This is a genomic window from Allobosea caraganae (genome assembly GCF_003351345.1).
GTDB classification, from domain to species: Bacteria; Pseudomonadota; Alphaproteobacteria; order Rhizobiales; family Beijerinckiaceae; genus Allobosea; species Allobosea caraganae.
Genome location: NZ_QQTO01000018.1, coordinates 1 through 24,409, shown reverse-complemented (window position 1 = coordinate 24,409; position 24,409 = coordinate 1). Strand labels below are relative to the sequence as shown.

The window sequence follows — 24,409 nt, the reverse complement described above, 5'->3', positions numbered from 1 at the left end:
TCAGTCAGCCAGTTGCGGAGCGCGCTTCCGCCCGCGCCGGGCATGAGCAGCGAGCAGCGTCAGGGCTGCCGGGGTCATGCCCTCGATCTTCGCGGCCTGCGCCAGATTGGCCGGACGCTGCTGCGTCAACTTCGCCTTCAACTCGTTGGAGAGACCCGAAATCACGTCGAGGTCGAGATCATCCGGCACGACCAGCGCTTGATCGCGTTGAACCGCACCGATTTCCGCCGCCTGCCGGTCGAGATAGACCGCATAGGTCGCATCGGCCGTCACCCGAGCGGTCACGGATAGCGAATAGTCGTTGAGATCGGGCCAGATCGCCGCCAGCTGCTCAAAGCTGATATCGGGATAGGACAGAAGCTGGTAGCCGCTGCGCCGAATGCCGTCGCGGTTGAGTTGGAGCCCGATCTGGTCGGCCTCGGATGGCGTCAGCGACACGCTCCGCAGCCGCTCACGCAACTTCTCGACCCGTCCGGCATTGGCCCGGAAATGCCGCTCACGCTCGCTACCGACCAGGCCGTGCTCCACGCCCCAAGCCGTCAGCCGCTCATCGGCATTGTCTACACGCAAGGACAGGCGGAATTCCGCCCGCGAGGTGAACATTCGATACGGCTCCGTAACACCGCGCGTCACCAGGTCGTCGACCAGCACGCCGATATAAGACGAGGTGCGGTCCATCGTAACCGGCTCGGCGCCGCCGGCGCGGCGCGCTGCGTTAAGGCCGGCGAACAAGCCCTGCGCTGCCGCTTCCTCATAGCCGGTCGTGCCGTTGATCTGTCCGGCCAGGAACAGGCCCTGAATAGCGCGCGTCTCCAGCGTGCTCTTCAGGGCGCGGGGATCGACGAAATCATACTCGATCGCATAGCCCGGCCGCAGCATAACCGCGCGCTCCAGGCCGGGGATCGTCTTCAGCAGGCCGAGCTGCACATCCTCGGGCAGCGAGGTCGAAATCCCGTTCGGGTAGACCGTTGGGTCGTCAAGCCCTTCCGGCTCCAGGAAGATCTGATGCCCGTCGCGATCGCCGAAACGGCCGACCTTGTCCTCGATCGAGGGGCAATAGCGTGGCCCGCGACCTTCGATCTGGCCCGAGAACATCGGCGCGCGATGCAGGTTGGCCCGGATCAGGTCGTGACCGGCAACCGTGGTGCGGGTGATGCCGCAGGAGATCTGCGGCGTCGTGATCGCCTTGGTCAACGCCGAGAACGGCTCCGGCGGATCGTCGCCGGCCTGCATCTCCAGCCCGGCCCAATCGATCGTGCGGCCATCGAGCCGCGGCGGCGTGCCGGTCTTGAGGCGGCCGAGCGGGAAATCATGCCGCTCCAGCGTCGCCGACAGGCCCAGCGACGGCGCTTCGCCGACGCGGCCGGCAGGGATCTTCTGCTCGCCGATGTGGATCAGGCCGCGCAAAAAGGTGCCGGTCGTCAGCACGATTGTTCCGGTAACGAATCGACGGCCATCGGCGAGAACGGCGCCGGTCACGCGTCCATTGGCGATATCGAGGTCAAACGCCTCTCCGGCAATGATGTCGAGATTGCCGTATTCAGCCAGGATATCCTGCACCGCCTGACGATAAAGCTTGCGATCGGCCTGGGCGCGGGGGCCGCGCACCGCCGGGCCCTTGCGGCGATTGAGCATGCGGAACTGGATGCCACCGCGATCGGCCGCGCGCGCCATCACGCCATCGAGCGCATCGATCTCGCGGACAAGATGGCCCTTGCCCAGCCCGCCGATCGCCGGATTGCACGACATCACGCCGATGGTCTCGCGCTGGTGCGTCAGCAACGCGGTGCGCGCGCCGACGCGCGCGGCTGCAGCGGCAGCCTCGACGCCGGCATGCCCGCCACCGACGACGATGACGTCATATGAACTCTGGGTGTCGACCATGACTTTCGCTATCCAAGCCCGAGCAGAGGGTCAATTGTCTTCTTGAGATGGCCGCCACGTTTCACGTGAAACGCCCGGTTTTACCTTCTATTAACCCTATTTTCCGATGCAGAAGCCGGAAAAGAGCTGATCCAGCACATCCTCGACGTCGACGCGACCGACAAGGCGCTCCAAGGCCCTGACCGCGAGCCTGATATCCTCCGCCAGCAGCTCGGCCTGATCATGGCTGGAGCCGACGACGCGTTCGAGGGCCATGATTGCATCCGAGACCGCAACACGCTGGCGTTCGCGGGTCAGCAGCGCCGGTTCGGGGCTCGACAAGGCGCCCAACCGCTCGCTGATCCCCTGCAAAAGCCTATCGATGCCAGCGCCGGTTCGTACCGACACCGCCAACTCTCCCGGCTCGGGACTTCCCGGCAGATCCGCCTTCGTCGCTACGGCCAACTCGCGGGCGTTGTTCTCGATTTGGTTCGGAGGCGAATCGATCGAACGCAGGCGCAGCACGAGGTCTGCCTTATCGGCCAGGGCCATTGCCCGCCGCACGCCTTCGGCCTCGATCGGATCAGCACTCTCGCGCAAGCCGGCGGTATCGACGAGGGTTACAGGAAATCCGGCGAGATCGAGCCTAACCTCGATGATGTCCCGCGTCGTGCCCGGCTGCGGCGAGACGATTGCCACATCGCGCCGGGCCAGCGCATTGAGCAGGCTCGACTTGCCGGCATTGGGCGGCCCGGCCAGCACGACGACAAAACCCTCGCGCACCCGCTCACCCATGCGGAAGGAACCCAGCGCATCCTTGAGACCGTCCAGCACCGTCGCCACGCCGGCCACCGCCTCCGCCAGCAGCGGCCCCGAGACATCGCCTTCATCAGAGAAATCGATCTCGGCCTCGAGTAGCGCCATCGCCTTGATCAGCGCCTGCCGCCAAGCCTCGGATGCCCGACCCAACGAGCCCTCCATTTGCCGCAACGCCTGCCTGCGCTGCCATTCCGTCTCCGAATCGATCAGGTCGGCAAGGCCTTCGACCGCGGCAAGGTCAAGCTTTCCGGCCTCGAAAGCTCGCCGGGTGAACTCGCCGGCTTCCGCCAGGCGCACGCCAGAGACAGCCGTCAACGCAGAGAGCAGGGCGGCCAGCACTGCGCGCGAGCCATGGACATGGAACTCGGCGACATCCTCCCCGGTAAAGCTGGCGGGGCCGGGAAAGAACAGGACCAACGCGGTGTCGATGATCTCGCCTGAGATGGTCCGCAGCGGCCGCAGGGTCGCAAATCGCGGCTTGGGGATAACTCCGGCAAATGTTTCGAGCACGAATCGAACCCGGGCACCGGAGATCCTGATGACCGCGACGCCGGCGCGGCCGTTTCCCGACGACACCGCCACAATCGTCGGATATTCCTCAGCCTGGATCATGCTTCGCTATCGCCCGTCTCAACGCTGCCGCTCACCGGAGACCTGCCCATGAACCGTCTCAAGGCGGCCGCCAGCCCCTATCTCCTGCAGCATAAGGACAATCCCGTCCATTGGTGGGAATGGGGCGAGGAGGCGTTTGCCGAGGCTAAGAACAGCGGCCGGCCGGTGCTGCTCTCGGTCGGCTATGCCGCCTGCCATTGGTGCCACGTCATGGCGCATGAGAGCTTCGAGAACGAGGCGACGGCGGCGCTGATGAACGAGCTCTTCGTCAACATCAAGGTCGACCGCGAGGAGCGGCCCGATATCGACCACGTCTACATGAGCGCGCTGCACAGCCTCGGCGAGCAGGGCGGCTGGCCGCTGACCATGTTCCTCACCGCCGATGGCGAGCCTTTCTGGGGCGGCACCTATTTTCCGCCGGAAGCACGCTACGGCCGCCCGTCCTTCAGCAGCGTCCTCAACCAGATCGCAACGATCCACATGCAGGACCCCCAGCGCATCGCCAAGAACGCCGAAGCGATCAAGGCGGCGCTGATCCGCGGCGAAACCGCGGCGGGCGACGGGCAGCGTCATGAGCCGGATCTCGACGAGGTCGCCAGGCAGGTCGCGCAGGCCTTTGATCCCCATCACGGCGGCCTGCGCGGCGCGCCAAAGTTTCCCAATCCCGGCCTAGTCGAGCTGCTCTGGCGCCATGGCGCACGCACCCGCGATTCCCTGACGCTGCAACGCGCTGCCCGCAGCCTGGAGCGCATGGCTCGCGGCGGCATCTACGATCATCTCGGCGGCGGCTTCGCCCGCTATTCAGTCGATGAGCGCTGGCTCGTGCCGCATTTCGAGAAGATGCTCTACGACAACGCCCAGCTGCTGAGCCTGTATGCGCTCGAAGGCGCGCGCAGCGGCGATCCCCTTGCCCTCATGGCAGCTGAGGGCATCGTCGCCTGGCTCGAGCGCGAGATGCTGCTGCCCGAAGGCGCATTCGCCGCCAGCCTCGATGCCGATTCCGACGGCGTCGAGGGCAAATACTATGTCTGGACCGCCCGCGAACTGCACGAGCTGCTGCCACCGGACGAGTACGCGCTATTCGCGCAGCATTACGACGTCACCCCGCATGGCAACTGGGAAGAGGTTACGATCCCGAATCGGTTGGAGACGCCCGATCCCGACGCCGCCATCGAAGCTGAGCTCGCGCCAATCCGGGAAAAGCTGCTCGCAATCAGAAGCAAGCGCATCCCCCCGGCGCGCGACGACAAGATTTTGGCCGACTGGAACGGCCTGATGATCGCAGCGCTCGCTCGCGCAGCCGGCCTGCTCGATCGGCCGCATTGGCTCGCGCTTGCCAAAGGCGCCTACCATTTCGTCGCCGAATCAATGGCGGATGGCGACGGCCTGGCCCATTCCTATCGCGAGGGTCGTTTGATCCGGCCCGGCTTCGCACTCGACCACGCCGCGATGATCGATGCCGCCCTCGCATTATATGACGCGACCTCCGAGCAGCACTACCTCGATCGTGCCAAACGCTGGGCGGAGCATCTCTGGCGGCACTACCGTAGTTCCGAGACAGGCCTACTCGGTATGACCCGCAACGATTCCAGCAGCTTGCCGGTCATACCGCGGCCGAGCCACGACGACGCCGTGCCCAATGCGATTGGAGTTCACGCGGGCAATCTGCTGCGTCTCGCGGCCAAGACCGGCGACGCCGAGGACCGCGCCCGGGCCGAGAGCTTCCTCGATGCAGCGCTTGGCGCAGCCGCCCGCGCGCCGATGGCGCATGGCTCGGTGCTCAATGCCTATGACCTGGCGAGGAATGGGGTTGAGATCGTGGTTGCCGGGACAAACCGGGACGCTTTCCGCAGGGCGGCGCTGAAGCTGCCTTATACCACGACCATCGTCATCGACTGTCCCGACCCGGAAGCACTTCCGGCCGAACATCCGGCTGCCGCCATGGTGAGCCGCGCCGGTGAAGGCGCCGCCTTCATTTGCTTTTCGGGCCGCTGCCTGCCGCCCGTCACGGAGCCGAATCGATTGGCGGAGGCTTTGGAAGCGGCGCGCTGACACCTTCCCTTCTCCCCTTGCGGAAGAAGGGAAGAGACGCGCCCGCCAAGAAAAAGGGCCGCTTGCGCGACCCTTCCGCATTCCTCTCCGCTTCGCGAAGCCTCTGCCCCCCGAGGGGAGAAGAGGTTAGGTATTCATCGAGTCGAAGAACTCGGAGTTCTGCTTGGTCTGGCGCAGCTTGTCGATCAGGAACTCGATCGCGTCCTGCGGGCCCATCGGGTTGAGGATGCGGCGCAGGACATAGGTCTTCTGCAGCACGTCCTTCGGGGTGATGAGCTCTTCCTTGCGGGTGCCGGACTTGAGGATGTCGATCGCCGGGAAGATGCGCTTGTCGGCCACCTTGCGGTCGAGCACGATTTCCGAGTTGCCGGTGCCCTTGAACTCTTCGAAGATGACTTCGTCCATGCGGCTGCCGGTATCGATCAGCGCGGTCGCGACGATGGTCAGCGAGCCGCCTTCCTCGATGTTACGGGCCGCGCCGAAGAAGCGCTTGGGACGCTGCAGGGCGTTGGCGTCGACGCCGCCGGTCAGCACCTTGCCGGAGGACGGCACCACGGTGTTGTAGGCGCGGCCGAGGCGGGTGATCGAATCGAGCAGGATCACGACGTCGCGGCCGTGCTCGACCAGGCGCTTGGCCTTCTCGATCACCATCTCGGCAACCTGGACGTGGCGCGAGGCCGGCTCGTCGAAGGTCGAGGACACGACCTCGCCCTTCACCGAGCGCTGCATGTCCGTGACTTCCTCGGGACGCTCGTCGATCAGCAGGACGATCAGGTAGCATTCCGGATGGTTGCTGGTGATCGACTGCGCGATGTTCTGCAGCAGCACGGTCTTGCCGGTGCGCGGCGGCGCCACGATCAGCGCGCGCTGGCCCTTGCCGATCGGCGAGACGATGTCGATGACGCGCGGCGAGAAGTCCTTCTTGGTCGGATCCAGGACTTCGAGCTTGAGGCGCTCATCGGGATAGAGCGGCGTCAGGTTGTCGAAATGGATCTTGTGCTTGATCTTCTCGGGGTCTTCGAAATTGATCGTGTTGACCTTGAGCAGGGCGAAATAGCGCTCGCCGTCCTTCGGGCCGCGGATCGGACCCTCGACGGTGTCGCCAGTGCGCAGGCCGAATTTCCGGATCTGCGACGGCGAGACGTAGATGTCGTCCGGGCCGGGCAGATAGTTGGAATCGGAGGAGCGCAGGAAGCCGAAGCCGTCCTGCAGGACCTCGACGACGCCTTCGCCGAGGATTTCGGTTTCCTTCGCGGCGAGCTGCTTCAGGATCGCGAACATCAGCTCCTGCTTGCGCATCGTGCTGGCGTTCTCGACCTCGAGCCCTTCGGCAAAGGTGAGGAGTTCGGTCGGAGATTTGACCTTGAGTTCGTGTAGTTTGATTTCCCGCATGGGGCACCCGGATCGTAAATGCCCCCGCACGAATGGCAGGAGCCAGGACTAAAATGGAGGGCTCGACAGGGCCTGAGAGGGCCAGTGCGCTGCTTGCGCACCATGAGCGTCTGCTAGGGCAGGAAGCTCACGAACCATCGGCAACAGGGAGGGACGCAGAGATTGCGCTAACGCTTGATAGCGGGTTTCGGCTGAAGTCTCAAGCCGGAAACGACGACGCGACTTAGAAGGGCTTCACGATCACGAGAATGACGATCAGCGCCATCAGCACCGCCGGCACCTCGTTGATGATCCGGTAGAAGCGGGCGGGCTTGTCGTTGCGGTCTTCGGCGAAGGCGCGGACCCGGCCGACGAGATAGCCGTGGACGCCCGACAGCATGAAGACCAGCAGCAGCTTGGCGTGCAGCCAGCCGCCCTTGAAGCCGAAGATCTGCCAGGCGAGGTAAAGACCCAGGATCCAGGTCAGCGCCATCGCCGGATTGATGATGCCCTTGAGCAGCCGGCGCTCCATGATCTTGAAGGTCTCGGACTGGATCGAGCCGACCTGCGCATCGGCATGGTAGACCATCAGCCGCGGCAGATAGAGCATGCCCGCCATCCAGGAAATGACGGCCATGACGTGAAAGGCCTTGATCCATTCGATCAGCATCGGCGCGTTCCCATCATGCCCTGACAGCTGCGACCAGGCGCTCGACATGAGCGATCGGCGTGTCCGGCAGAATGCCATGCCCGAGATTGAAGACGAACGGACCTGCGCCGAATGACGCACGGATCACCTCGACCTCGCGCTCAAGCTCCGCCCCACCAGCGCGCAGCAGCTGCGGATCGAGATGGCCCTGCACCGGCACCAGCGACTGAATCTGCTCGCTCACGAAGCTGCGGTCGATCTCGGTTTCCAGGCTGACGGCATCGACTCCGGTGCCCCGGATATAGGCCGGGATCAGCCGCCCCGCGCCGCGCGGGAAGCCGATGATCTTCGCCTTGGGATGGCGCGCCCGCACCCCGTCGACGATCCGCCTGGTCGGCGCGATGCACCAGCGCTCGAAATCGCTCTCGCCAAGCGAACCCGCCCAGCTGTCGAAGATCTGCACCGCATCGACTCCGGCCTCGATCTGCGCGTTGAGATGGACAATCGAAGCCATGACGATCCGGTCGATCAGCCTTGCGAACAGCTCGGCGTCGCGGGCGAAGAGCTCCTTGGCCGGTCCCTGATCCGGCGTGCCCCGTCCCGCCACCATATAGGTCGCCACGGTCCAGGGCGCCCCGCAGAAGCCGATGAAGCCGGTCTCGCTGGGCAGGGCAGCCTTCACCCTGCGGACGGTCTCGTAGACCGGCGCCAGCACATCCCGGTCGATCTCCTCGTGGATCTCGCCAAGCCTCTTGGCATCGGCCACGGGCTCGAGCCTTGGACCTTCGCCCTGGACGAACCAGAGCTTCTGGCCGAGCGCATGCGGGATCACGAGGATGTCGCAGAACAGGATCGCTGCGTCGAAGCCGAAGCGGCGGATCGGCTGCAGCGTCACTTCGGCGGCGAAATCGGGATTGTAGCAGAGGTCGAGAAAGCCGCCGGCCTTGGCTCGGATCTCGCGGTACTCGGGGAGATAGCGGCCAGCCTGACGCATCAGCCAGAGCGGGGGCTTCGACAGGGTCTCACCCGAAAGAGCCCGCAGGAAGAGCGGGTCGTCACGCGTTGCCATAGCCACTCCGGTCGCAGGCCTTCTTAAATCAAATAAGAATCTTAGAGAGAGATTCTTTTGTTTTGTCTGATGGAGGGGGGCAGATAGCCCGGCCCAAGCCGATCCACAACCAGTCCACAGGCTGGCAGTCCTCGAGCCGGCTATCGGGACAGGTGGAAACGAAGCGTTAAGGGTTTCTTAACCAATCGGAATCCGGCGAGGGTTAACGCATGGGAAAATGATTCACGTGAAACATCGATTCCTCCCTCCACACCCGCCACCCTGTTGATGGCCGGGCGGAGTTATACAGGCGGGTCGATCAGCCGCGCCCAGATGTTCGGTTGTCCACATTCCTCCCCAAGCTTGTCGCACCCTCCGCCGTCATGGTCGGGCTTGTCCCGACCATCCACGTCTTCGCTTATCGCGGGCACCGTTCAAGACGTGGATACCAGCCACGAGGGCGAGCATGACGGGTGAGGTTTCGCGGAACTACAGCATGCTCTAGAGATTTCTTGATCGGATAGCCCAGGAGCCGCAGTGGCGCGCAACTACTTCCACCTTCATCTCGTCTCGGATGCGACCGGCGAGACCCTGATCGCGGTCAGCCGTGCGGCGGCGGCCCAGTACGAATCGGTTTCGGCGATCGAGCATGTCTATCCGCTGGTCCGCTCGGAGGCGCAGCTTGCCCGCGTGCTGGCCGAGATCGAATCCTCGCCGGGCGTGGTGCTCTACACGCTGGTCGAATCGGAATGGTCGGAGCGCCTGGAGAGCTTCTGCAAGGAGCTCGGCTGCCCTTGCCTGTCGGTGCTCAACCCGGTGCTCTCGCTGTTCCAGTCCTATCTCGGCCAGGCCTCGGCACCACGGCCAGGCGCGCAGCACGTGCTCAACAGTGAATATTTCCGCCGCATCGACGCGATGAACTACACGCTGATGCATGATGACGGGCAGCTCGGCGGCGATCTCGAAAACGCCGATGTCATCCTCGTCGGCATCAGTCGCACTTCGAAGACGCCGACCAGCATCTATCTCGCCAATCGCGGCATCAAGACCGCCAACGTGCCCCTGGTGCCGAACGTGCCGCTGCCGGCCGAGATCGAGCGGGTGAAGAAGCCGCTCATCGTCGGCCTGGTCGCCAGCCCCGAGCGCATCGTCCAGATCCGCCAGAACCGGCTGCTCTCGCTCAAAGCCGATGACGAGACGCCCTATGTCGATCCGACCGCGGTCGCCGACGAGGTGACCCAGTCGCGCCGGCTCTGCGCCCGCAAGGGCTGGCCGGTGATCGACGTGACCCGCCGCTCGATTGAGGAGACGGCGGCCGCGATCCTCGACCTGCTGCGCGACCACCGCATGAAGTTCATTGCGACATGAGCGCGCCCGCTTCGCTCTGGCGCGCGGACAAGCCGCTCCTCCTCGCCTCCGGCAGTACGACGCGGCGCGACATGCTCGTGGCCGCCGGTGTCCCCGTCGAGGCGATCAGGCCCGATCTCGACGAGCGCGCGGCCGAGGCGCCCTTGCTGCGGCAGGGCGCGGCCGGCTCGGCGATCGCGGGCGCGCTCGCCTGCGCCAAGGCGCTCGGCGTCTCCGTCAACAATCCCGGCCGCTTCGTGCTCGGCGCCGATCAAAGCCTGACCTGCGGCGGGACGATCCATCACAAGCCGGCCGATCTTACCGGTGCCGAAGCCCAGATCGCGGCCCTGGCCGGGCGCGGGCACGAGCTCCACTCCGCCTTCGTCCTGGCCTGCGATGGCGAGATCGTCGCCGAGGGCGGCGAGACGGCGCGGATGACGATGCGCCCGCTCAGCGCCGATTTCATCGCCGCCTATGTCGCGGCGGCCGGCCCGGCGATCCTGGGCAGCGTCGGCGGCTATCAGGTCGAGGGCCTTGGCGCCCAGCTCTTCGAGATGGTCGAGGGCGACCATTTCACCATCCTCGGCCTGCCGCTCTTCGCCGTGCTCGACGCCTTGCGCGAGCTCGGCCTCCTCGCCCGCTGATCCGGACTTCCTGATTCCATGACCCGCCGCTGCTTCGTCATTGGCCACCCGATCGCCCATTCCCGCTCGCCGTTGATCCATGGCTCCTGGATCGCCGAGCATGGCCTCGACGGTTCCTATGAGCGCGTCGACGTGCCGCCCGCCGAGCTCCCGGCCTTCATCGACAAGGTCCGCGCCGGCGAGTTCGTGGGCGGCAACGTCACGGTCCCGCATAAGGAAGCTGCGCTGAGGCTGATCGACGTCCCCAGCGAGACGGCGAAGGCGATGGGCGCGGTCAACACGATCTGGCGCGAGGATGGCAAGCTCCATGGCGACAATACCGACGCCGCCGGCTTCCTCGCCCATCTCGACGCCTCCGCTCCGGGCTGGGGCGGTCGCGTCCGCTCCGTCCTGATCCTTGGTGCCGGCGGCGCTGCCCGCGCCATCGGCTATGGGCTGAAGGGGCGCGGGCTCAGCCGCATCATACTGGTCAACCGCAGCCCGGCCCGCGCGGTGGAACTTGCAGCGGCGCTCGGCGCTCCGGTCGAGGCCGCCGCTTGGGAGGAGCGCAATCAGCTCGTCTCCAGCGCCGGTCTGATCGTCAACACCACGGCGCTCGGCATGAAGGGGCAGCCGCCGCTGGACCTCGACCTCGCCGGCCTCCGCCCCGGCACGATCGTTGACGACATCGTCTATGTGCCGCTGCGCACGGCATTGCTCGACCAGGCGGCGCGGAGCGGCGGTGTCGCCGTCGATGGCCTCGGCATGCTGCTGCATCAGGCCGTGCCCGGCTTCACCCGCTGGTTCGGGGTGAAGCCCTCCGTCACGCCGGCGCTGCGGGCGCGGCTCGAAGCGGATATCCTCGGCCACTGATTCGGCCCTTCCGCCAGCGGGACGTCCTTCGCGCATGACCTTCATCCTGGGATTGACCGGCTCGATCGGGATGGGGAAGTCGACGACCTCGGCGATGTTTCGCGCTCGCGGCATCCCGGTCCATGACGCCGACGCCTCGGTCCATCGACTCTACCAGGGCAGGGCGGTCGCGCCGATCGAGGCCGCCTTTCCCGGCGTGGTCCGCGACGGCGCGGTCGATCGCGCCCGCCTGTCCGCTGCCGTCGTCGGCAAGCCCGCGGCGCTGCGCCAACTCGAAACCATCATCCACCCGCTGGTCCGCGAGGAGGAGCGCACCTTCCTCGCCCGCTGCCGCCAGGCCGGCCAGGACATCGCGATCCTCGACGTGCCGCTGCTGCTGGAGACCGGCGGCGAGGCGCGTTGCGACGCCGTCATGGTCATCACCGCCCCGGCCGAGGTCCAGCGTGCCCGCGTGCTTGCCCGGCCCGAGATGACCGAAGCGAAATTCACCGCGATCCTCGCCCGCCAGATGCCCGATGCCGAGAAGCGCCGCCGCGCCCACTTCCTTGTGGACACCTCGCGCGGTCTTCTGGCTGCGGAGCGGCAAGTCGGCTCTATCCTGGTGGCGCTCGCGGGCCGGCCCGGCCGCACAGATTGAGACCAGCCATGCGTGAGATCGTCCTCGATACCGAGACCACCGGCGTCGAAGCCAATGGCGGCGACCGCGTCGTCGAGATCGGCTGCGTCGAGCTGGTCAATCATTGCCCGACCGGCCGGACCTATCACCAGTACATCAACCCGGAGCGGGCGATGTCCGAGGGCGCCTTCAGGGTCCACGGCCTCTCCGACGCGTTCCTCGCAGACAAGCCGATCTTCGCTGCGATCGCGCAGGATTTCGCCGAGTTCATCGACGGCGCCCGGCTGGTGATCCACAACGCCGCCTTCGACGTCGGCTTCCTCAACATGGAGTTCAAGCGCGTCGGGCGCGGGCCGATCGAGCCGGCGCGCGTCGTCGACACGCTCGCCATGGCGCGGCGCAAGCATCCGGGAGCCTCGAACAGCCTCGACGCGCTCTGCTCGCGCTATGGCATCGACAACACCCGCCGCACCAGGCACGGCGCCTTGCTCGATTCCGAGATCCTGGCCGAGGTCTATATCGAGCTGATCGGCGGCAAGCAGGCCGATCTCGGCCTCGGCGTCGCGTCGGTCGCCGGCCTCGGCAACGGGCTCGCCGGCGTCGCCGAGAGGCCGCAGCGCCTGCGCCCGCTCGCGCCCCGCCTCGACGAGGCCGCCCTCGCCGCCCACGAGGCCTTCGTCCAGACGCTCAAGACGCCGCTCTGGGGCAATTACATCGCGCTGCCCGAGAAGGGGTGACGCCAAATAAAAAGGGCCCTCACGGGCCCTTTCTCATAGCGGCCGGGCAAGCCGGATCAGGCGTTGGCGGCGCCCTGCTCGGCCTGGAACTGCTGCATCCGCTGCTGGTAGAGCTGCGCGAAGTCGATCGTCGGGACGTAGAAGGGCGGGAAGCCGCCGCTCTGCACCGCATCGGCGACGATCTGCCGGGCGAAGGGGAAGAGCAGGCGGGCGCAGTCGATCACCAGCACCGGGTGGATATGCTCCTGCGGGATGTTCGCCAGCCGGAACACGCCGGCATAGCTCAGGTCGAACGCGAACAGCGTCTCGCCGTTCAGCTCCGCCTTGCCCTCGAGCTGGAGCACGGTCTCGTACTCGCTGTCGGAGAGCGCCGTGGTGGAGACGTTCACCTGCAGCGACATTTGCGGGCCCTGCTGGGCCTCCTGCTGGCTCAGCGAGCGCGGCGCCTTCGGGTTCTCGAACGAGAAATCCTTGGTGTACTGGATCAGGGCGTTCAGGCTCGGGCCGGCATCCGCCGGGCCCGCGCCGTTGCCGTTGGGGATGTCGTTGGCCATCGGTCCCATCTATTGTTGGCAGGCTGTCTCGGAAAAATCCCGCGCCGTGCTGACGCCAGGGACTGCGCACCGCTCCCCGGTGCCATGCACGCGTCGGCTATCATGGACGACTTCCAGGCACAAGAAGCTGCCTTCACAAGCCCAAGCCTTCACAAGCTGAGGGGTGGATGTTACGAGCCTAGATCACCATATGGCATCCGACGGCCGGCCGACCGTCGTATAGAGCCGGCACGAAACGGTCCCCCTTGGAGCTTCGGATCAGCGTTCGATGCAAAATTCCTTCGACATGACGACTTTGGTCTTCCTGGCTCTGGCCGTTTTCGTCGCCTGGAAGCTGCGCTCCGTTCTCGGCCAGAAGACCGGCAGCGAGCAGCCGCCGGCCGATCCCTTCGCGCGCCGCGAGACGCCGCCGATGCGGCCGGACCAGGCGCCGCAGGCCGACGCCAAGCGCGACAACGTCATCAGGCTGCCCGGTGCGGCCAATGATCCCGCCGCCAACGGCGCGCCGCCGCCCGCGGCCGAGCGCTGGAAGGACATCGCCCCGCCGGACTCGCCGATCATCGCCGGCATCGACGCGATCGCGCAGCAGGAGGCGGGCTTCGACCCCTACACCTTCGTGAACGGCGCCAAGGCGGCCTATGAGACCATCGTCACCGCCTTCGCCCGCGGCGATCGCAAGATGTTGAAGGGCCTGCTGGCGAAGGAGGTCTATGACGGCTTCGAGCAGGCGATCACCGATCGCGAGAAGCGCGGCGAGAAGGCGGAATCCAACTTCGTCTCGATCGACAAGGCCGAGATCACCGCCGTCGACGTCAAGGGTAAGACGGCGCAGGTGACGATCGCCTTCGTCTCGCAGCTGATCAGCGCGACCCGGGATGCGCAAGGCGCGGTGGTTGACGGCAGCGCCGAGGCGGTCTCCGAGGTCAACGACATCTGGACCTTCTCGCGACAGCTCGGCAGCCGCGATCCCAACTGGCTCCTGGTCGCGACCGAATCCGGCGCGTGATCCGCGTTGCGTTCCTGGCCGCCAGCCTGCTGATGACGGCCATGACGCCCGCCCACGCTGCCCCGCCTCTGCCGCCCGGCGCCCGCGCCGAGCTGATGTCGCCCGGGGGCATTCCCGGCTGGCGCAACGATGATCAGCGCATTCCGCTAGGCATCTTCGCCGCCGGCTGCGCCGCTGACCCGCCCTTGCGTCCGGGCGCGCCGATCCCCCCCGGTCTGGTCGCCATATGCAAGGATGCGCGCGCGCTGCTTGCCCGGGGCCAGCCCGACCAGGCAACGGCCCGCCGCTTTTTCGAAGAGCGCTTCGACTTCTGGCGGATCAGGCCGCTGGGCAGTCCGCGCGGCTTCATGACCGGTTATTTCGAGCCCGAATTCGCTGGCTCGCTGACGCGCTCGGCTGAATATCCGACGCCGCTCTACGACCGCCCGGCCGATCTGGTGACGCGCCAGCAGGGCGATGACTGGCCTGGCCTCGACCCGGCGCTCTCCTCTGCCCGCCGCACCGCCAAGGGCTTCGAGCCCTTCCCCGACCGCACCGCGATCGAGACCGGGGCGCTCGATGGCCAGGGGCTGGAAATCATCTGGCTGCGCGATCCGGTCGACCGCTTCGTGCTGCAGGTCCAGGGCTCCGGCCGCATCCGCCTGCCTGATGGCGGGGTGGTCAGGCTGGTCTATTCCGGCCGCAACGGCCATCCCTACACCTCGCTCGGCCGCACCCTCAGCGAGCGCGAGGGCATCCCCCCCGCCGAGATGACGATGGACCGGCTGATCGCGCGGCTGAAGGCCGACGCCGATTTCGCCCGCGACCTGATCCGCCTCAACAAGTCCTTCGTCTTCTTCGCCCGCAAGGACGACCTCCCGGCTGAATCCGGGCCGATCGGCGGCGCCGGCCTGCCGCTCACGCCCCTGCGCAGCATCGCCGTTGACCGTACGCTCTGGCCCTACGGCATGCCCGCCTGGATCGACACCGAGATCCCCGCCGGCACCGGCGGAACGGAGCTGCTGGCGCGCCTGATGATCGCGCAGGACACCGGCTCCGCCATTCTTGGCCCGGCGCGGATCGATCTCTTCGTCGGTTCGGGGCCGGAGGCCGGCCACCGCGCCGGTCTCGTGCGCCATGCCCTCGATTTCATCGTGCTCTGGCCGCGCGAGGAGCGCTGATCATGCGCCGGCGCGGCAAGGTCCTGTCGGAGGCCGATATCGCGCTCTGGCGCCAGGTCGCGCGTTCGGTCAAGCCGCTTGCCGGGCGCTTGCCGGAACCGGAGGCACCCGAACCGCCCCCACCGGCCGTAGCCGAAGCCGCTGCGCCGGCTCTCGTGGTCACCGCGAGGCTCACCCCTGCCAAGCCGACCCCGCCGCCCCTGGCCCCGCTGGAGCGCCGTCTGCGCACGCAATTGCGTCGCGGCCAGCAATCCGTCGAGGCGGTCATCGACCTGCACGGCATGCGCCAGGACCAGGCTCACGACGCGCTGCGCGCCTTCCTGCGCCGCGAGCAGGGGCGCGGCACCAAGCTGGCGCTCGTCGTCACCGGCAAAGGCGCGGCGGGCGATGCGCTGTTCGGCGAGGAGCGCGGCGTTCTGCGCCGGACGGTACCGCACTGGCTGCGACTGCCCGACCTGCGCCCGCTGGTGGTCGGCTTCGAGGAGGCCGAGCAGCGCCATGGCGGCTCGGGCGCGCTCTATATCCGCCTGCGCCGCAGCCGCGAGACCGGCTGGTGACCCCCTTCGGCCAGCGCGTGCGCGAATTGCGCGCGGTCCGTGGCGTCACTCTGGCCGAGATGGCGGCGGCGCTCGGCGTCACGCCGGCCTATCTCTCGGCGCTTGAGCACGGCAAGCGCGGCCGCCCGACCTTCACCTTGATCCAGGGCGTCATCCACGTGCTCGGCGTCATCTGGGACGAGGCCGACGAACTGATCCGCCTGGCCGATCTCTCACACCCGCGCGTCACGGTCGACACGGCAGGGCTCGACCCGGAGGCGACCCTGCTGGCCAACCGGCTCGCCCGCGATATCGCGGCGTTGGAGCCGCAGGACTTCCAGCAGCTCGCCGCCGTGCTGGACGAGGCCGCGGCGCGGCGTAGCCGCGGCTAGGCCCGATGGCTTGACCCTTGCAGCAGCGAATGCGACACGCCGCGCAGCTTTCCTTTCGATTTCCCACGCTCCGGACGCTCCCATGACAGCCACGCGCACCGACGTTCTCGCCCTCGGCAACGCTATCGTCGATGTCATCGCCTCGGCCGAGGAGGATTTCCTGGCCAAGCACGAGCTCGCCAAGGGCGCGATGATGCTGATCGACGAGGCCCGCGCCGAAGCGCTCTATGCCGCCATGGGTCCCGGAAAGGTCATCTCCGGTGGCTCGGCCGCCAACACGATTGCCGGCCTGGCCTCGTTCGGCGGCAAGGGCGCCTTCATCGGCAAGGTCAAGCAGGACGAGCTCGGCAAACTCTACCGCCACGACCTGACCTCGCTCGGCGTCGCCTTCGACACCGCTTTCGCCACCGAGGGCCCGGCGACGGCGCGCTCCTTCATCATCGTCACGCCCGATGGCGAGCGCACGATGAACACCTATCTCGGCGCCTGCCAGGGCCTCACCACCGACGATGTCGACGCCAAGGCGGTGCAGAACGCCGACATCGTCTATCTCGAAGGCTATCTCTGGGATCCCCCGGCGGCCAAGGACGCCTTCCGCAAGGCGTCCGAGCTGGCCCATGCCGCCGGCGGACGCGTCGCCATCACGCTCTCGGATTCCTTCTGCGTCGACCGCTATCGCGACGAGTTCCTCGGCCTGGTCCGCAACCGCATGGTCGACATCGTCTTCGCCAACGAGCACGAGCTGAAGAGCCTGTACCAGACAGGCGATTTCGACACCGCGCTCGCCGCGCTGCGCGCCGAGAACATCGTTGCGGCCGTGACCCGTTCCGAGAAGGGCGCGCTGGCGGTGACGCCCGATGGCGTGCTCGCCGAGCCGGTCTTCCCGATCGACCGCGTCGTCGATGCGACCGGCGCCGGCGACCTCTTCGCCGCCGGCTTCCTCTTCGGCCTGACCTCGGGCCGCGAGGTCCGCGATTCGCTGCGCCTCGGCGCGCTGGCGGCGGCCGAGGTCATCGGCCATGTCGGCGCCCGGCCGGAGGTGAACCTCAAGGTGCTGGCGGGGAATAACGGGCTGCTGTGATTGGCGTCCTTCTCCCCTTGTGGGAGAAGGTGCCGGCAGGCGGATGAGGGGTCGCGCTGCCCTATCCGTGTTTGAGTAGGCCAAGCGCGGCTACCGTTGCGCGACCCCTCATCCGTCAGGGCTTTGCCCTGACACCTTCTCCCGCAGGGGGAGAAGGGGAGAACCGCGCCTCAATACAACGTCGCCTTCACCCGCTCGGGCAGCGCCTTGTCATAGGCCTCGCCATCGAACGTCTCGATCGCCGTGTTGCGCGCCGTGATCCCCTGCAGGATCTGCCCGGCGCTCGGCAACGTGCGCCGGTCGACATGCCCCGCCGGGTTCCACAGGTCGGCCCGCACCACTGCGCGCGAGCACTGGAAGTAGGCGGCCTCGACTTTGACCACGATGACGCAGGCCGGCAGCTTTCCGGCCATCTCGAACCCTCCGCACAACTCAGGATCGCAGGAGAGTTCGGCGCGTCCGTTCACGCGCAAGGTCTCGCCGTAACCGGGGATCAGGAAGAGCATTCCGATTCGCGCGTCGGACAGGATATTCTTAAACGTATCCAGGCGGTTATTGCCTTTTCGATCGGGAATCAGGAGCGTTTTCGCGTCCCTCACCGTGACGAAGCCCGGCTTATCCCCGCGCGGCGAGCAATCCAGCCCCTCTGGACCCATGGTCGCGAGCAGGCAAAACGGCGAGGCGGCGATCAGCGCGGCGTAGTTCGCATCGATGTGATCGATCTCCTTGGCGACCGAGGCCGGGGCCACCGGATTCGGATAGAGCGCGCTGAGGGCGTCGAGCGAGGTGATGCTGTGGTCGGGCATGCCAGTCTCCGAAATCAATAAGTCTAGACTATTCGGAAATCGGGTGGAGCGCTAGCCGTTCTCTGCTCGCCCTCCCGTCATGGTCGGCCTTGTGCCGACCATCCACGTCTTCACTCATCGCGGGCGGCGTCCAAGACGTGGATGCTCGGGACAAGCCCGAGCATACCGGCGTGGTGCGGTCCACCCGGATGATGCGCCCAAAGCAAAACGCCCCGCACCTTTCGATGCGGGGCGTCCCGTTTCACGTGAATCGCGTCAGGCTTACTCGGCGCGCTCGCGGGTCTTGTCGGCGTCGCGCTGGGCCTTCAGCTTCTCGGTGATGTCCTCGCCGGTCTCCTGGTCGACGACCTTCATCGAGAGGCGGATCTTGCCGCGCTCGTCCTGGCCGAGGAACTTGACCTTGACCTTGTCGCCTTCCTTGACGACGTCCGAGACCTTCTGGACCCTAGCCGCGGCCAGCTCCGAAATATGAACAAGCCCGTCCTTGGCGCCGAAGAAGTTCACGAAGGCGCCGAACTCCATGATCTTCACCACGGTGCCGTCATAGATCATGCCCGGCTCGGCTTCCGAGACGATCGACTTGATCCACTTGATCGCGGCTTCGATCGACTTGCCGTCGGCCGAGGCGATCTTGATGGTGCCGTCATCCTCGATGTTGACCTTGGCGCCGGTCTTCTCGACGATCTCGCGGATGACCTTGCCGCCGGAGCCGATGACTTCACGGATCTTGTCGACCGGGATCTTCATCGTCTCGATGCGCGGGGCATACTCGCCGAGCTGGCCGCGCGAGACCGAAAGCGCCTTGTTCATCTCGCTGAGGATGTGGTCGCGACCGCCCTTGGCCTGGTCGAGGGCGACCTTCATGATCTCCTCGGTGATGCCGGCGATCTTGATGTCCATCTGCAGCGAGGTGATGCCCTCGGCGGTGCCGGCGACCTTGAAGTCCATGTCGCCGAGATGGTCCTCGTCGCCGAGGATGTCGGAGAGCACCGCGAAGCGCTCGCCTTCCAGGATCAGGCCCATGGCGATGCCGGCGACGGGAGCCTTGAGCGGCACGCCGGCGTCCATCAGGGCGAGCGAGGTGCCGCAGACGGTGGCCATCGAGGAGGAGCCGTTCGACTCGGTGATCTCCGAGACGACGCGGATCGTGTAGGGGAACTCGCCCTTGGCCGGCAGCATCGGCCGGATGGCGCGCCAGGCGAGCTTGCCATGGCCGATCTCGCGGCGGCCGGGCGAGCCCATGCGGCCGGCTTCACCGACCGAGTAGGGAGGGAAGTTGTAGTGCAGCAGGAAGGTCTCCTTGTAGGTGCCTTCCAGCGAGTCGATGTACTGCTCGTCGTCGCCGGTGCCCAGCGTGGTCACGACCAGCGCCTGCGTCTCGCCGCGGGTGAACAGGGCCGAGCCATGGGTGCGCGGCAGGATGCCGGCTTCGGCCACGATCTTGCGCACGGTCTTGAGGTCGCGCCCGTCGATGCGCACGCCTTCGTCGAGGATGGTCCAGCGCACGACCTTGGCCTGGGCTTCCTTGAACTGGCCGCCGACCTGCTCCTTGGTGAAGCTGGTCTTGCCGTCCGGCTCGGACGAGACCAGCGCCGCGACCTTGGCCTTGGCGGCGTCGATCGCCTTGTAGCGCTCGGCCTTGGTGGTGATCTTGTAGGCGGCGCGCAGATCGGCGTCGACCAGCTTCAGCACGGCCTCGAGCACGACCGAATTATCGGCGGGCTGATAGTCGCGCGGCTCCTTGGCGGCCTTCTCGGCCAGGCGGATGATGGCGTCGATCACCGGCTGGAAATGCTTGTGGCCGAACATCACGGCCCCGAGCATGATCTCCTCGGACAGCTGCTTGGCCTCCGATTCCACCATCAGAACGGCATCGGGCGTGCCGGCGACGACGAGGTCGAGCCCCGATTCCTTGATCTCGTCGACCAGGGGGTTGAGCTTGTAGGCGCCGTCGAAATAGCCGACGCGGGCCGCGCCGACCGGGCCGGTGAACGGCACGCCCGACAGGGTCAGGGCGGCCGAGGCCGCGACCATGGCGACGATGTCGGGATCGTTCTCGAGGTCATGCTGCAGCACGGTGCAGACGACCTGCGTCTCGTTGCGGTAGCCCTCGACGAAGAGCGGGCGGATCGGCCGGTCGATCAGGCGCGAGACCAGCGTCTCCTTCTCGGTCGGACGTCCCTCGCGCTTGAAATAGCCGCCGGGGATGCGGCCGGCGGCGAAGGTCTTTTCCTGGTAGTTCACGGTGAGCGGGAAGAAGTCGATCCCGGCCTTGGGCTCCTTCGCCGAGACGACGGTGGCGAGCACCACGGTCTCGCCATAGGTCGCGAGCACGGCGGCGTCGGCCTGGCGTGCGATCTTGCCGGTTTCGAGTACGAGCTTGCGCCCGCCCCACATCAATTCTTCGGTCTGGATGTCGAACATGTCTGTCTTTCGGATCGGATGCGGCACCCGTCCGGGCGTCTCGAGCCCATGGGCAAGACGGCGGAAAGCTCGGGAGGCGTGGAGACGGCGCCCGAGCGCTCGGCGATCCTGCCATGGACGTCTTGGCGCCCAGTGGAGGCCAGCGGCAAACCGCCCATGCGGCCACCGCGTTGAAGATCAGGGCGCCGCCCCATTGCGGCCAGACCCTGGAAGGGGAGCATGATGTGGCCCGAAAACCGGTACCCGCTTTTCGGCATCATGCTCTGGAAAAACCGCCCGGAACGAGATCGCGCCGGGCGGGAAGCGGATCAGTCGATCAGCGGCGGATGCCGAGCTTCTCGATCAGCGTCTTGTAGCGCGCCTCGTTGCGGCTCTTCAGGTAGTCGAGCAGCGAACGGCGCTGCGAGACCAGCTTGAGCAGGCCGCGACGCGAATGGTTGTCCTTGACGTGCGACTTGAAGTGCCCGGTCAGGTTGTTGATGCGCTCCGTCAGGATCGCGACCTGGACCTCGGGCGAGCCGGTATCGTTCGGCTTGGTGGCGTGTTCGTTGATGAGCGCGGTCTTGCGCTCGGCTGTGATCGACATCGTGGATCCTCGTGTTCGGGTTGATCTGGCGGGCCAGGCCGGGATGTCGTCCAGCAAGGTCCGAAGCCCGCATCGGCCTCATCGAGGAGGGGATGCGCAGCCGGCTTTTAGGCCGGTTGGCCGGGGGTATACACGAAACTGGCGGAAACGCTAGCGCGGCGGCGTTGTGGCCGTTTCCGGCGCAGCCTCGCCTTGATCATAGCGCTGCTGCGCCTGCGCGACCTCGCCGATATGCGTCTCGGCCCAGAGCGTCAGCGCATGCACCGTCTGCGACAGTGTGCGGCCGAGCGGGGTCAGCGAGTACTCGACCGTCACCGGCACGGTGGCGAAGACCTTGCGGTTGACCAGCCCGTCGCGCTCCAGGCTCTTCAGCGTCTGCGACAGCATCTTCTGCGAGATCGCCTCGATCCGCCGGCGCAGCTCGTTGAAGCGCATGGTACGCTGCTCCAACGAGATCAGGATCAGCACCGCCCAGCGGTCGCCGATACGGTCGAGCACCTGCCGGGTCGGGCATTTCGCGTCGAACGGATCGGGGCGATGCAGCACGGCGGTATCCTTCGGGTGACCACGTAGCGTGAAAGTGCCTTCTTTACGCGTGATCGCATGCCGGCCATCTAGTGTCCATTGGGATGTTGGTTCCCATTAGATACTGGAAGGATTGAACCATGAAAATCGCTCTCGTCGGCGCCACCGGCTTCATCGGCTCGCGCCTGCTCGCCGAACTCACCGCGCGTGGCCATCAGGTCAGCGCCATCGTGCGCAATCCCGAGAAGGTGCCTGTGCAGGCCGGAATCACCGCCGTGAAGGGCGACGTCTTCGACAAGGACGGGCTCGCCGCGCAGCTCAAGGGGCACGACGCCGTCATCAGCGCGGTGCATTTCACCGCCAGCGACCCGGCCGTGCTGCTCGCCGCGGTCAAGCAGTCCGGCGTAAAGCGCTATCTCGTCGTCGGCGGCGCCGGCAGCCTCGAGGTCGCGCCGGGCGTGAAGCTCTTCGACGCGCCGGATTTTCCCGCGATCTATCTCGTCGAGGCCAAGGCAGGCGGCGCCTTCCTCGACTTGCTCAGGCAGGAGAACGGGCTCGACTGGAGCTTCCTATCGCCTCCCGCGCTGATCGCGCCCGGCGAGCGCACGGGCAAGTTCCGCCTCGGCAAGGACCAGCTCCTGGTCGACGCGGACGGCAAGAGCGCCGTTTCGGCCGAGGATTACGCGATCGCGCTGGTCGACGAGCTGGAGAAGCCCGCCCATAACAGACAGCGCTTCACGGTCGCGTATTGAGGCGGCGAGACCCGCGACGTCATACTCGCCCTCGTGGCGAGCATCCACGTCTTGACCACGGTTCTCGATCAGCGAAGACGTGGATGGTCGGGACAAGCCCGACCATGACGGTGGAAGCCGGTCACGCTCACTGCCGCATCAGCCGCTCGCTGCCGAGGCGCAGTACGCCGTTGCGCACCTCGCCGAGCGCGGTGAAGCCGCGATCATCGGCGAAGTAGAGCCGCTGCCCCTCGACCTCGTAGCGGCCGCGATAGGCGCTGCGGCGCGTGCCGCGCGCCTCGTCGTAGCGGCCATTGGCCGAGAGTTCGAGGCGCACCAGCCTGTCCTCGCTCGCCCAGGTCCCGGCCATGGCCTGCGTGGCGACGAGCGGAGCCTCGGGGATGTCCAGGTCGATTTCGAGCGGCAGCGGCGGGTTCGCCGCGGCTGGCCTGACGCTCGCCGCAAGGGTGCCGAGCGCATGGATCAGGCTTGTGACGATCATGGTTCGCTCCCTCGCGTCAGTGGGTGAAGAGCGCGCTGGGCCATCCGCCGGCGCGCTGATGGGCGCTCAGTAGGCGCTGGCGATGGGGCGAACTATGATCTCGCTCACATCGACGTCGCCCGGCTGCTCAATGGCGAAGGCGATGGCGCGGCCGATCGCCTCGGGCGCGATCGCGATCTTGCGGAAGTCGTTCATCGCCTGCCGGGCGCCCTCGTCGGAGATGCTGTCGGCCAGCTCCGAGCGGGTCACGCCGGGCGAGATCACGGTGACGCGGATGTCGGTGTTCTCCTGGCGCAGGCCTTCGGAGATCGCGAGCACGGCGTACTTCGTGGCGCAGTAGACGGCGGCGGTCGGATAGACGGCATGGCCGCCGATCGAGGACAGGTTGACGAAATGGCCGAAGCCCTGGCGCTTCATCACTGGCAGCCCGGCGGCGATGCCGTGCAGGACGCCGCGGATGTTGACGTCGATCATCCGGTTCCACTCGTCGATCTTGAGCGTGTCGAGCGTCGAGAGCGGCATCACGCCGGCATTGTTGACGATGACGTCGACGCGGCCGAATTCCTGCTGCGCGAAACCGATGAAGGCCTCGACGCTGGCGAGGTCGGTGACATCGACCACGCGCTGGCGGGCCTGGCCGCCTTTCGCGCTGATCTCGGCCGCGAGCGCGACCAGTCGTTCGCCGCGCCTGGCGCCGAGCACGACATGCGCGCCGCGCTCTGCCAGAAGCTTCGCGCTCGCCTCGCCGATGCCGCTGCTGGCGCCGGTGATGGCGATGACCTTGCCCTTGAGTTCAGACATGTTGGCCTCCTGAAAAGACCGGCGCGACCGCGCGTCCGGTGTGAGGAGACCTTGCCTGCGGGCGGCTCTCAGGCGGTAGACCGATGCCCCGCGATGATTGCACGATTCTCCAAAGCTTCAGGCGGGAGTGGAGTGAGATCGTGCACGGCTGGCCGAAAGCTGCCGCCAGGGTTGAACGATCCACCATGAAAAAGGCCCCGCGCAGCGTTGCGCGAGGCCCTTGACGTGTACTGCTAAGCTACCGGAGTGAGGCGCTTCTTTAGGGTTGCCTCAGAACTCTTCCCAGCCGGCGTCGGCATTGCGGCTATTGGCGACCTTTTTGGCGGGCACGCGGGCCGGCGTGGCCTTGGTCTGGGCGAAGGCGGCTTCGGCGAGCTTGCGCAGGCGCTCGGGCTCGGAGCTGGTAGCCTTCGCAGCCTTGTCGGCGGCGCGCGCCGGCGTTGGCGCATAGGCCGGGGCCGGCGCCCGAGCAGGTGCGGCGGCGCGGGTCGGCCGAGGCGCGACCGGGGCGGGCGCAGCGATGCGCTGCGGCTGGGCCATCTGAACCGGCACCTGCTGCTCCTGCCCGGTCTTGAACGCTGCGACGAGGGTGTTGAGCTCGCCGATGCGGCCGGAGAGGGAGGCTGCGGAGGCGGCCGACTGCTCGGCGAGGGCGGCGTTCTGCTGGGTCATCTCGTCGAGATGGGCGACGGCCT

24 protein-coding genes and 1 pseudogene are annotated in these 24,409 nt (G+C 66.8%); 12 read left to right on the top strand and 13 right to left on the bottom strand.

Annotated features, from left to right (window positions below; translation table 11 throughout):
* Both mnmG and mnmE read right to left on the bottom strand, forming a co-directional pair.
* Entirely contained in the window at positions 1-1,884 is a 1,884-nt protein-coding gene (mnmG, locus tag DWF00_RS07800; RefSeq protein WP_114831795.1) for a tRNA uridine-5-carboxymethylaminomethyl(34) synthesis enzyme MnmG, read from the bottom strand.
* Between the two features lie 96 nt (positions 1,885-1,980).
* Positions 1,981-3,294, bottom strand: a complete 1,314-nt coding sequence (mnmE, locus tag DWF00_RS07795; RefSeq protein WP_114831794.1) for a tRNA uridine-5-carboxymethylaminomethyl(34) synthesis GTPase MnmE — start codon at positions 3,292-3,294, stop codon at positions 1,981-1,983.
* Positions 3,295-3,342: 48 nt separating this feature from the next.
* On the opposite strand from mnmE, the gene DWF00_RS07790 reads away from it, so the two are divergent.
* Positions 3,343-5,346 carry a thioredoxin domain-containing protein gene (locus DWF00_RS07790; protein ID WP_181832834.1) on the top strand — a complete coding sequence of 668 codons (2,004 nt, stop codon included), beginning with the start codon at positions 3,343-3,345 and terminating at the stop codon, positions 5,344-5,346.
* Between the two features lie 126 nt (positions 5,347-5,472).
* Here the strand turns inward: DWF00_RS07790 and rho are convergent, their stop codons facing one another.
* The 3 genes from rho to hemE all read right to left on the bottom strand — a co-directional run bounded on the left by rho (position 5,473) and on the right by hemE (position 8,435).
* Positions 5,473-6,738 (bottom strand): transcription termination factor Rho, encoded by a 1,266-nt coding sequence (gene rho / locus DWF00_RS07785; protein WP_114831792.1) that lies wholly within the window; start codon positions 6,736-6,738, stop codon positions 5,473-5,475.
* 223 nt (positions 6,739-6,961) lie between these two features.
* Positions 6,962-7,387, bottom strand: coding sequence for a protoporphyrinogen oxidase HemJ (gene hemJ, locus DWF00_RS07780; protein ID WP_245973788.1), 426 nt, complete (start codon positions 7,385-7,387; stop codon positions 6,962-6,964).
* Between the two features lie 13 nt (positions 7,388-7,400).
* Entirely contained in the window at positions 7,401-8,435 is a 1,035-nt protein-coding gene (gene hemE / locus DWF00_RS07775) for a uroporphyrinogen decarboxylase (RefSeq protein ID WP_114831790.1), read from the bottom strand.
* A 516-nt stretch (positions 8,436-8,951) separates the two neighbouring features.
* Between hemE and DWF00_RS07770 the strand changes: the two genes are divergently transcribed.
* From DWF00_RS07770 to dnaQ, 5 genes are read left to right on the top strand one after another with little or no spacing between them, the layout of a single operon-like run.
* On the top strand, positions 8,952-9,782 hold the full coding sequence (locus DWF00_RS07770; RefSeq protein ID WP_114831789.1) for a pyruvate, water dikinase regulatory protein: 831 nt from the start codon (positions 8,952-8,954) through the stop codon (positions 9,780-9,782).
* Entirely contained in the window at positions 9,779-10,405 is a 627-nt protein-coding gene (locus DWF00_RS07765) for a Maf family protein (RefSeq protein WP_114831788.1), read from the top strand. Before DWF00_RS07770 ends, DWF00_RS07765 begins: the two co-directional genes overlap by 4 nt.
* Before the next feature lie 18 nt (positions 10,406-10,423).
* Positions 10,424-11,257 carry a shikimate dehydrogenase gene (locus DWF00_RS07760; RefSeq protein ID WP_114831787.1) on the top strand — a complete coding sequence of 278 codons (834 nt, stop codon included), beginning with the start codon at positions 10,424-10,426 and terminating at the stop codon, positions 11,255-11,257.
* Positions 11,258-11,291: 34 nt separating this feature from the next.
* Positions 11,292-11,894, top strand: coding sequence for a dephospho-CoA kinase (gene coaE, locus DWF00_RS07755; protein WP_114831786.1), 603 nt, complete (start codon positions 11,292-11,294; stop codon positions 11,892-11,894).
* 8 nt (positions 11,895-11,902) lie between these two features.
* The gene (gene dnaQ, locus DWF00_RS07750) at positions 11,903-12,610 is read left to right on the top strand and encodes a DNA polymerase III subunit epsilon (RefSeq protein WP_114831785.1); all 708 of its coding nucleotides are present in this window, start codon (positions 11,903-11,905) and stop codon (positions 12,608-12,610) included.
* A 56-nt stretch (positions 12,611-12,666) separates the two neighbouring features.
* On the opposite strand, the gene secB is transcribed toward dnaQ, so the two are convergent.
* On the bottom strand, positions 12,667-13,164 hold the full coding sequence (secB, locus tag DWF00_RS07745) for a protein-export chaperone SecB (protein ID WP_114831784.1): 498 nt from the start codon (positions 13,162-13,164) through the stop codon (positions 12,667-12,669).
* 268 nt (positions 13,165-13,432) lie between these two features.
* Here secB and DWF00_RS07740 point away from each other — a divergent pair, with 268 nt between their 5' ends.
* The 5 genes from DWF00_RS07740 to DWF00_RS07720 all read left to right on the top strand — a co-directional run bounded on the left by DWF00_RS07740 (position 13,433) and on the right by DWF00_RS07720 (position 17,339).
* Positions 13,433-14,170 carry a Tim44/TimA family putative adaptor protein gene (locus DWF00_RS07740; RefSeq protein ID WP_114831783.1) on the top strand — a complete coding sequence of 246 codons (738 nt, stop codon included), beginning with the start codon at positions 13,433-13,435 and terminating at the stop codon, positions 14,168-14,170.
* Positions 14,167-15,330, top strand: a complete 1,164-nt coding sequence (gene mltA, locus DWF00_RS07735) for a murein transglycosylase A (RefSeq protein ID WP_114831782.1) — start codon at positions 14,167-14,169, stop codon at positions 15,328-15,330. Before DWF00_RS07740 ends, mltA begins: the two co-directional genes overlap by 4 nt.
* Before the next feature lie 2 nt (positions 15,331-15,332).
* The gene (locus tag DWF00_RS07730; RefSeq protein WP_114831781.1) at positions 15,333-15,887 is read left to right on the top strand and encodes a Smr/MutS family protein; all 555 of its coding nucleotides are present in this window, start codon (positions 15,333-15,335) and stop codon (positions 15,885-15,887) included.
* A complete protein-coding gene (locus DWF00_RS07725) occupies positions 15,884-16,258 on the top strand; it encodes a helix-turn-helix domain-containing protein (RefSeq protein ID WP_114831780.1) in 375 nt (124 codons plus the stop codon). Before DWF00_RS07730 ends, DWF00_RS07725 begins: the two co-directional genes overlap by 4 nt.
* A gap of 82 nt (positions 16,259-16,340) precedes the next feature.
* A complete protein-coding gene (locus DWF00_RS07720; protein ID WP_114831779.1) occupies positions 16,341-17,339 on the top strand; it encodes an adenosine kinase in 999 nt (332 codons plus the stop codon).
* A 170-nt stretch (positions 17,340-17,509) separates the two neighbouring features.
* Here the strand turns inward: DWF00_RS07720 and DWF00_RS07715 are convergent, their stop codons facing one another.
* The 4 genes from DWF00_RS07715 to DWF00_RS07700 all read right to left on the bottom strand — a co-directional run bounded on the left by DWF00_RS07715 (position 17,510) and on the right by DWF00_RS07700 (position 21,698).
* Positions 17,510-18,145 (bottom strand): pyridoxamine 5'-phosphate oxidase family protein, encoded by a 636-nt coding sequence (locus DWF00_RS07715; protein ID WP_114831778.1) that lies wholly within the window; start codon positions 18,143-18,145, stop codon positions 17,510-17,512.
* 261 nt (positions 18,146-18,406) lie between these two features.
* Positions 18,407-20,569 (bottom strand): polyribonucleotide nucleotidyltransferase, encoded by a 2,163-nt coding sequence (pnp, locus tag DWF00_RS07710; RefSeq protein WP_114831777.1) that lies wholly within the window; start codon positions 20,567-20,569, stop codon positions 18,407-18,409.
* A gap of 316 nt (positions 20,570-20,885) precedes the next feature.
* Positions 20,886-21,155 (bottom strand): 30S ribosomal protein S15, encoded by a 270-nt coding sequence (gene rpsO / locus DWF00_RS07705; protein ID WP_114831776.1) that lies wholly within the window; start codon positions 21,153-21,155, stop codon positions 20,886-20,888.
* Between the two features lie 150 nt (positions 21,156-21,305).
* Positions 21,306-21,698 (bottom strand): winged helix-turn-helix transcriptional regulator, encoded by a 393-nt coding sequence (locus tag DWF00_RS07700; protein ID WP_114831873.1) that lies wholly within the window; start codon positions 21,696-21,698, stop codon positions 21,306-21,308.
* Between the two features lie 122 nt (positions 21,699-21,820).
* On the opposite strand from DWF00_RS07700, the gene DWF00_RS07695 reads away from it, so the two are divergent.
* Positions 21,821-22,432: an NAD(P)-dependent oxidoreductase gene (locus DWF00_RS07695; protein WP_114831775.1), complete on the top strand. Its 612-nt coding sequence runs from the start codon at positions 21,821-21,823 to the stop codon at positions 22,430-22,432.
* A 127-nt stretch (positions 22,433-22,559) separates the two neighbouring features.
* On the opposite strand, the gene DWF00_RS29700 is transcribed toward DWF00_RS07695, so the two are convergent.
* The 3 genes and pseudogenes from DWF00_RS29700 to DWF00_RS29370 form a co-directional block, all read right to left on the bottom strand.
* Positions 22,560-22,913: an Atu4866 domain-containing protein gene (locus DWF00_RS29700; protein ID WP_210207935.1), complete on the bottom strand. Its 354-nt coding sequence runs from the start codon at positions 22,911-22,913 to the stop codon at positions 22,560-22,562.
* Positions 22,914-22,979: 66 nt separating this feature from the next.
* Complete coding sequence (locus DWF00_RS07685) at positions 22,980-23,714, bottom strand: SDR family oxidoreductase (RefSeq protein WP_114831774.1); 735 nt, start codon at positions 23,712-23,714, stop codon at positions 22,980-22,982.
* Between the two features lie 270 nt (positions 23,715-23,984).
* A pseudogene (locus DWF00_RS29370) lies at positions 23,985-24,409 on the bottom strand (hypothetical protein); the annotation flags it as partial.

Excerpts from the sequence above, each read along its gene's own strand:
- mnmG (WP_114831795.1), bottom strand. The coding sequence starts at position 1,884 with ATGGTCGACACCCAGAGTTCATATGACGTCATCGTCGTCGGTGGCGGG.
- mnmE (WP_114831794.1), bottom strand. The coding sequence starts at position 3,294 with ATGATCCAGGCTGAGGAATATCCGACGATTGTGGCGGTGTCGTCGGGA.
- DWF00_RS07790 (WP_181832834.1), top strand. The coding sequence starts at position 3,343 with ATGAACCGTCTCAAGGCGGCCGCCAGCCCCTATCTCCTGCAGCATAAG.
- rho (WP_114831792.1), bottom strand. The coding sequence starts at position 6,738 with ATGCGGGAAATCAAACTACACGAACTCAAGGTCAAATCTCCGACCGAA.
- hemJ (WP_245973788.1), bottom strand. The coding sequence starts at position 7,387 with ATGCTGATCGAATGGATCAAGGCCTTTCACGTCATGGCCGTCATTTCC.
- hemE (WP_114831790.1), bottom strand. The coding sequence starts at position 8,435 with ATGGCAACGCGTGACGACCCGCTCTTCCTGCGGGCTCTTTCGGGTGAG.
- DWF00_RS07765 (WP_114831788.1), top strand. The coding sequence starts at position 9,779 with ATGAGCGCGCCCGCTTCGCTCTGGCGCGCGGACAAGCCGCTCCTCCTC.
- DWF00_RS07760 (WP_114831787.1), top strand. The coding sequence starts at position 10,424 with ATGACCCGCCGCTGCTTCGTCATTGGCCACCCGATCGCCCATTCCCGC.
- coaE (WP_114831786.1), top strand. The coding sequence starts at position 11,292 with ATGACCTTCATCCTGGGATTGACCGGCTCGATCGGGATGGGGAAGTCG.
- dnaQ (WP_114831785.1), top strand. The coding sequence starts at position 11,903 with ATGCGTGAGATCGTCCTCGATACCGAGACCACCGGCGTCGAAGCCAAT.
- secB (WP_114831784.1), bottom strand. The coding sequence starts at position 13,164 with ATGGCCAACGACATCCCCAACGGCAACGGCGCGGGCCCGGCGGATGCC.
- DWF00_RS07740 (WP_114831783.1), top strand. The coding sequence starts at position 13,433 with ATGCAAAATTCCTTCGACATGACGACTTTGGTCTTCCTGGCTCTGGCC.
- DWF00_RS07730 (WP_114831781.1), top strand. The coding sequence starts at position 15,333 with ATGCGCCGGCGCGGCAAGGTCCTGTCGGAGGCCGATATCGCGCTCTGG.
- DWF00_RS07720 (WP_114831779.1), top strand. The coding sequence starts at position 16,341 with ATGACAGCCACGCGCACCGACGTTCTCGCCCTCGGCAACGCTATCGTC.
- DWF00_RS07715 (WP_114831778.1), bottom strand. The coding sequence starts at position 18,145 with ATGCCCGACCACAGCATCACCTCGCTCGACGCCCTCAGCGCGCTCTAT.
- pnp (WP_114831777.1), bottom strand. The coding sequence starts at position 20,569 with ATGTTCGACATCCAGACCGAAGAATTGATGTGGGGCGGGCGCAAGCTC.
- rpsO (WP_114831776.1), bottom strand. The coding sequence starts at position 21,155 with ATGTCGATCACAGCCGAGCGCAAGACCGCGCTCATCAACGAACACGCC.
- DWF00_RS07695 (WP_114831775.1), top strand. The coding sequence starts at position 21,821 with ATGAAAATCGCTCTCGTCGGCGCCACCGGCTTCATCGGCTCGCGCCTG.
- DWF00_RS29700 (WP_210207935.1), bottom strand. The coding sequence starts at position 22,913 with ATGATCGTCACAAGCCTGATCCATGCGCTCGGCACCCTTGCGGCGAGC.
- DWF00_RS07685 (WP_114831774.1), bottom strand. The coding sequence starts at position 23,714 with ATGTCTGAACTCAAGGGCAAGGTCATCGCCATCACCGGCGCCAGCAGC.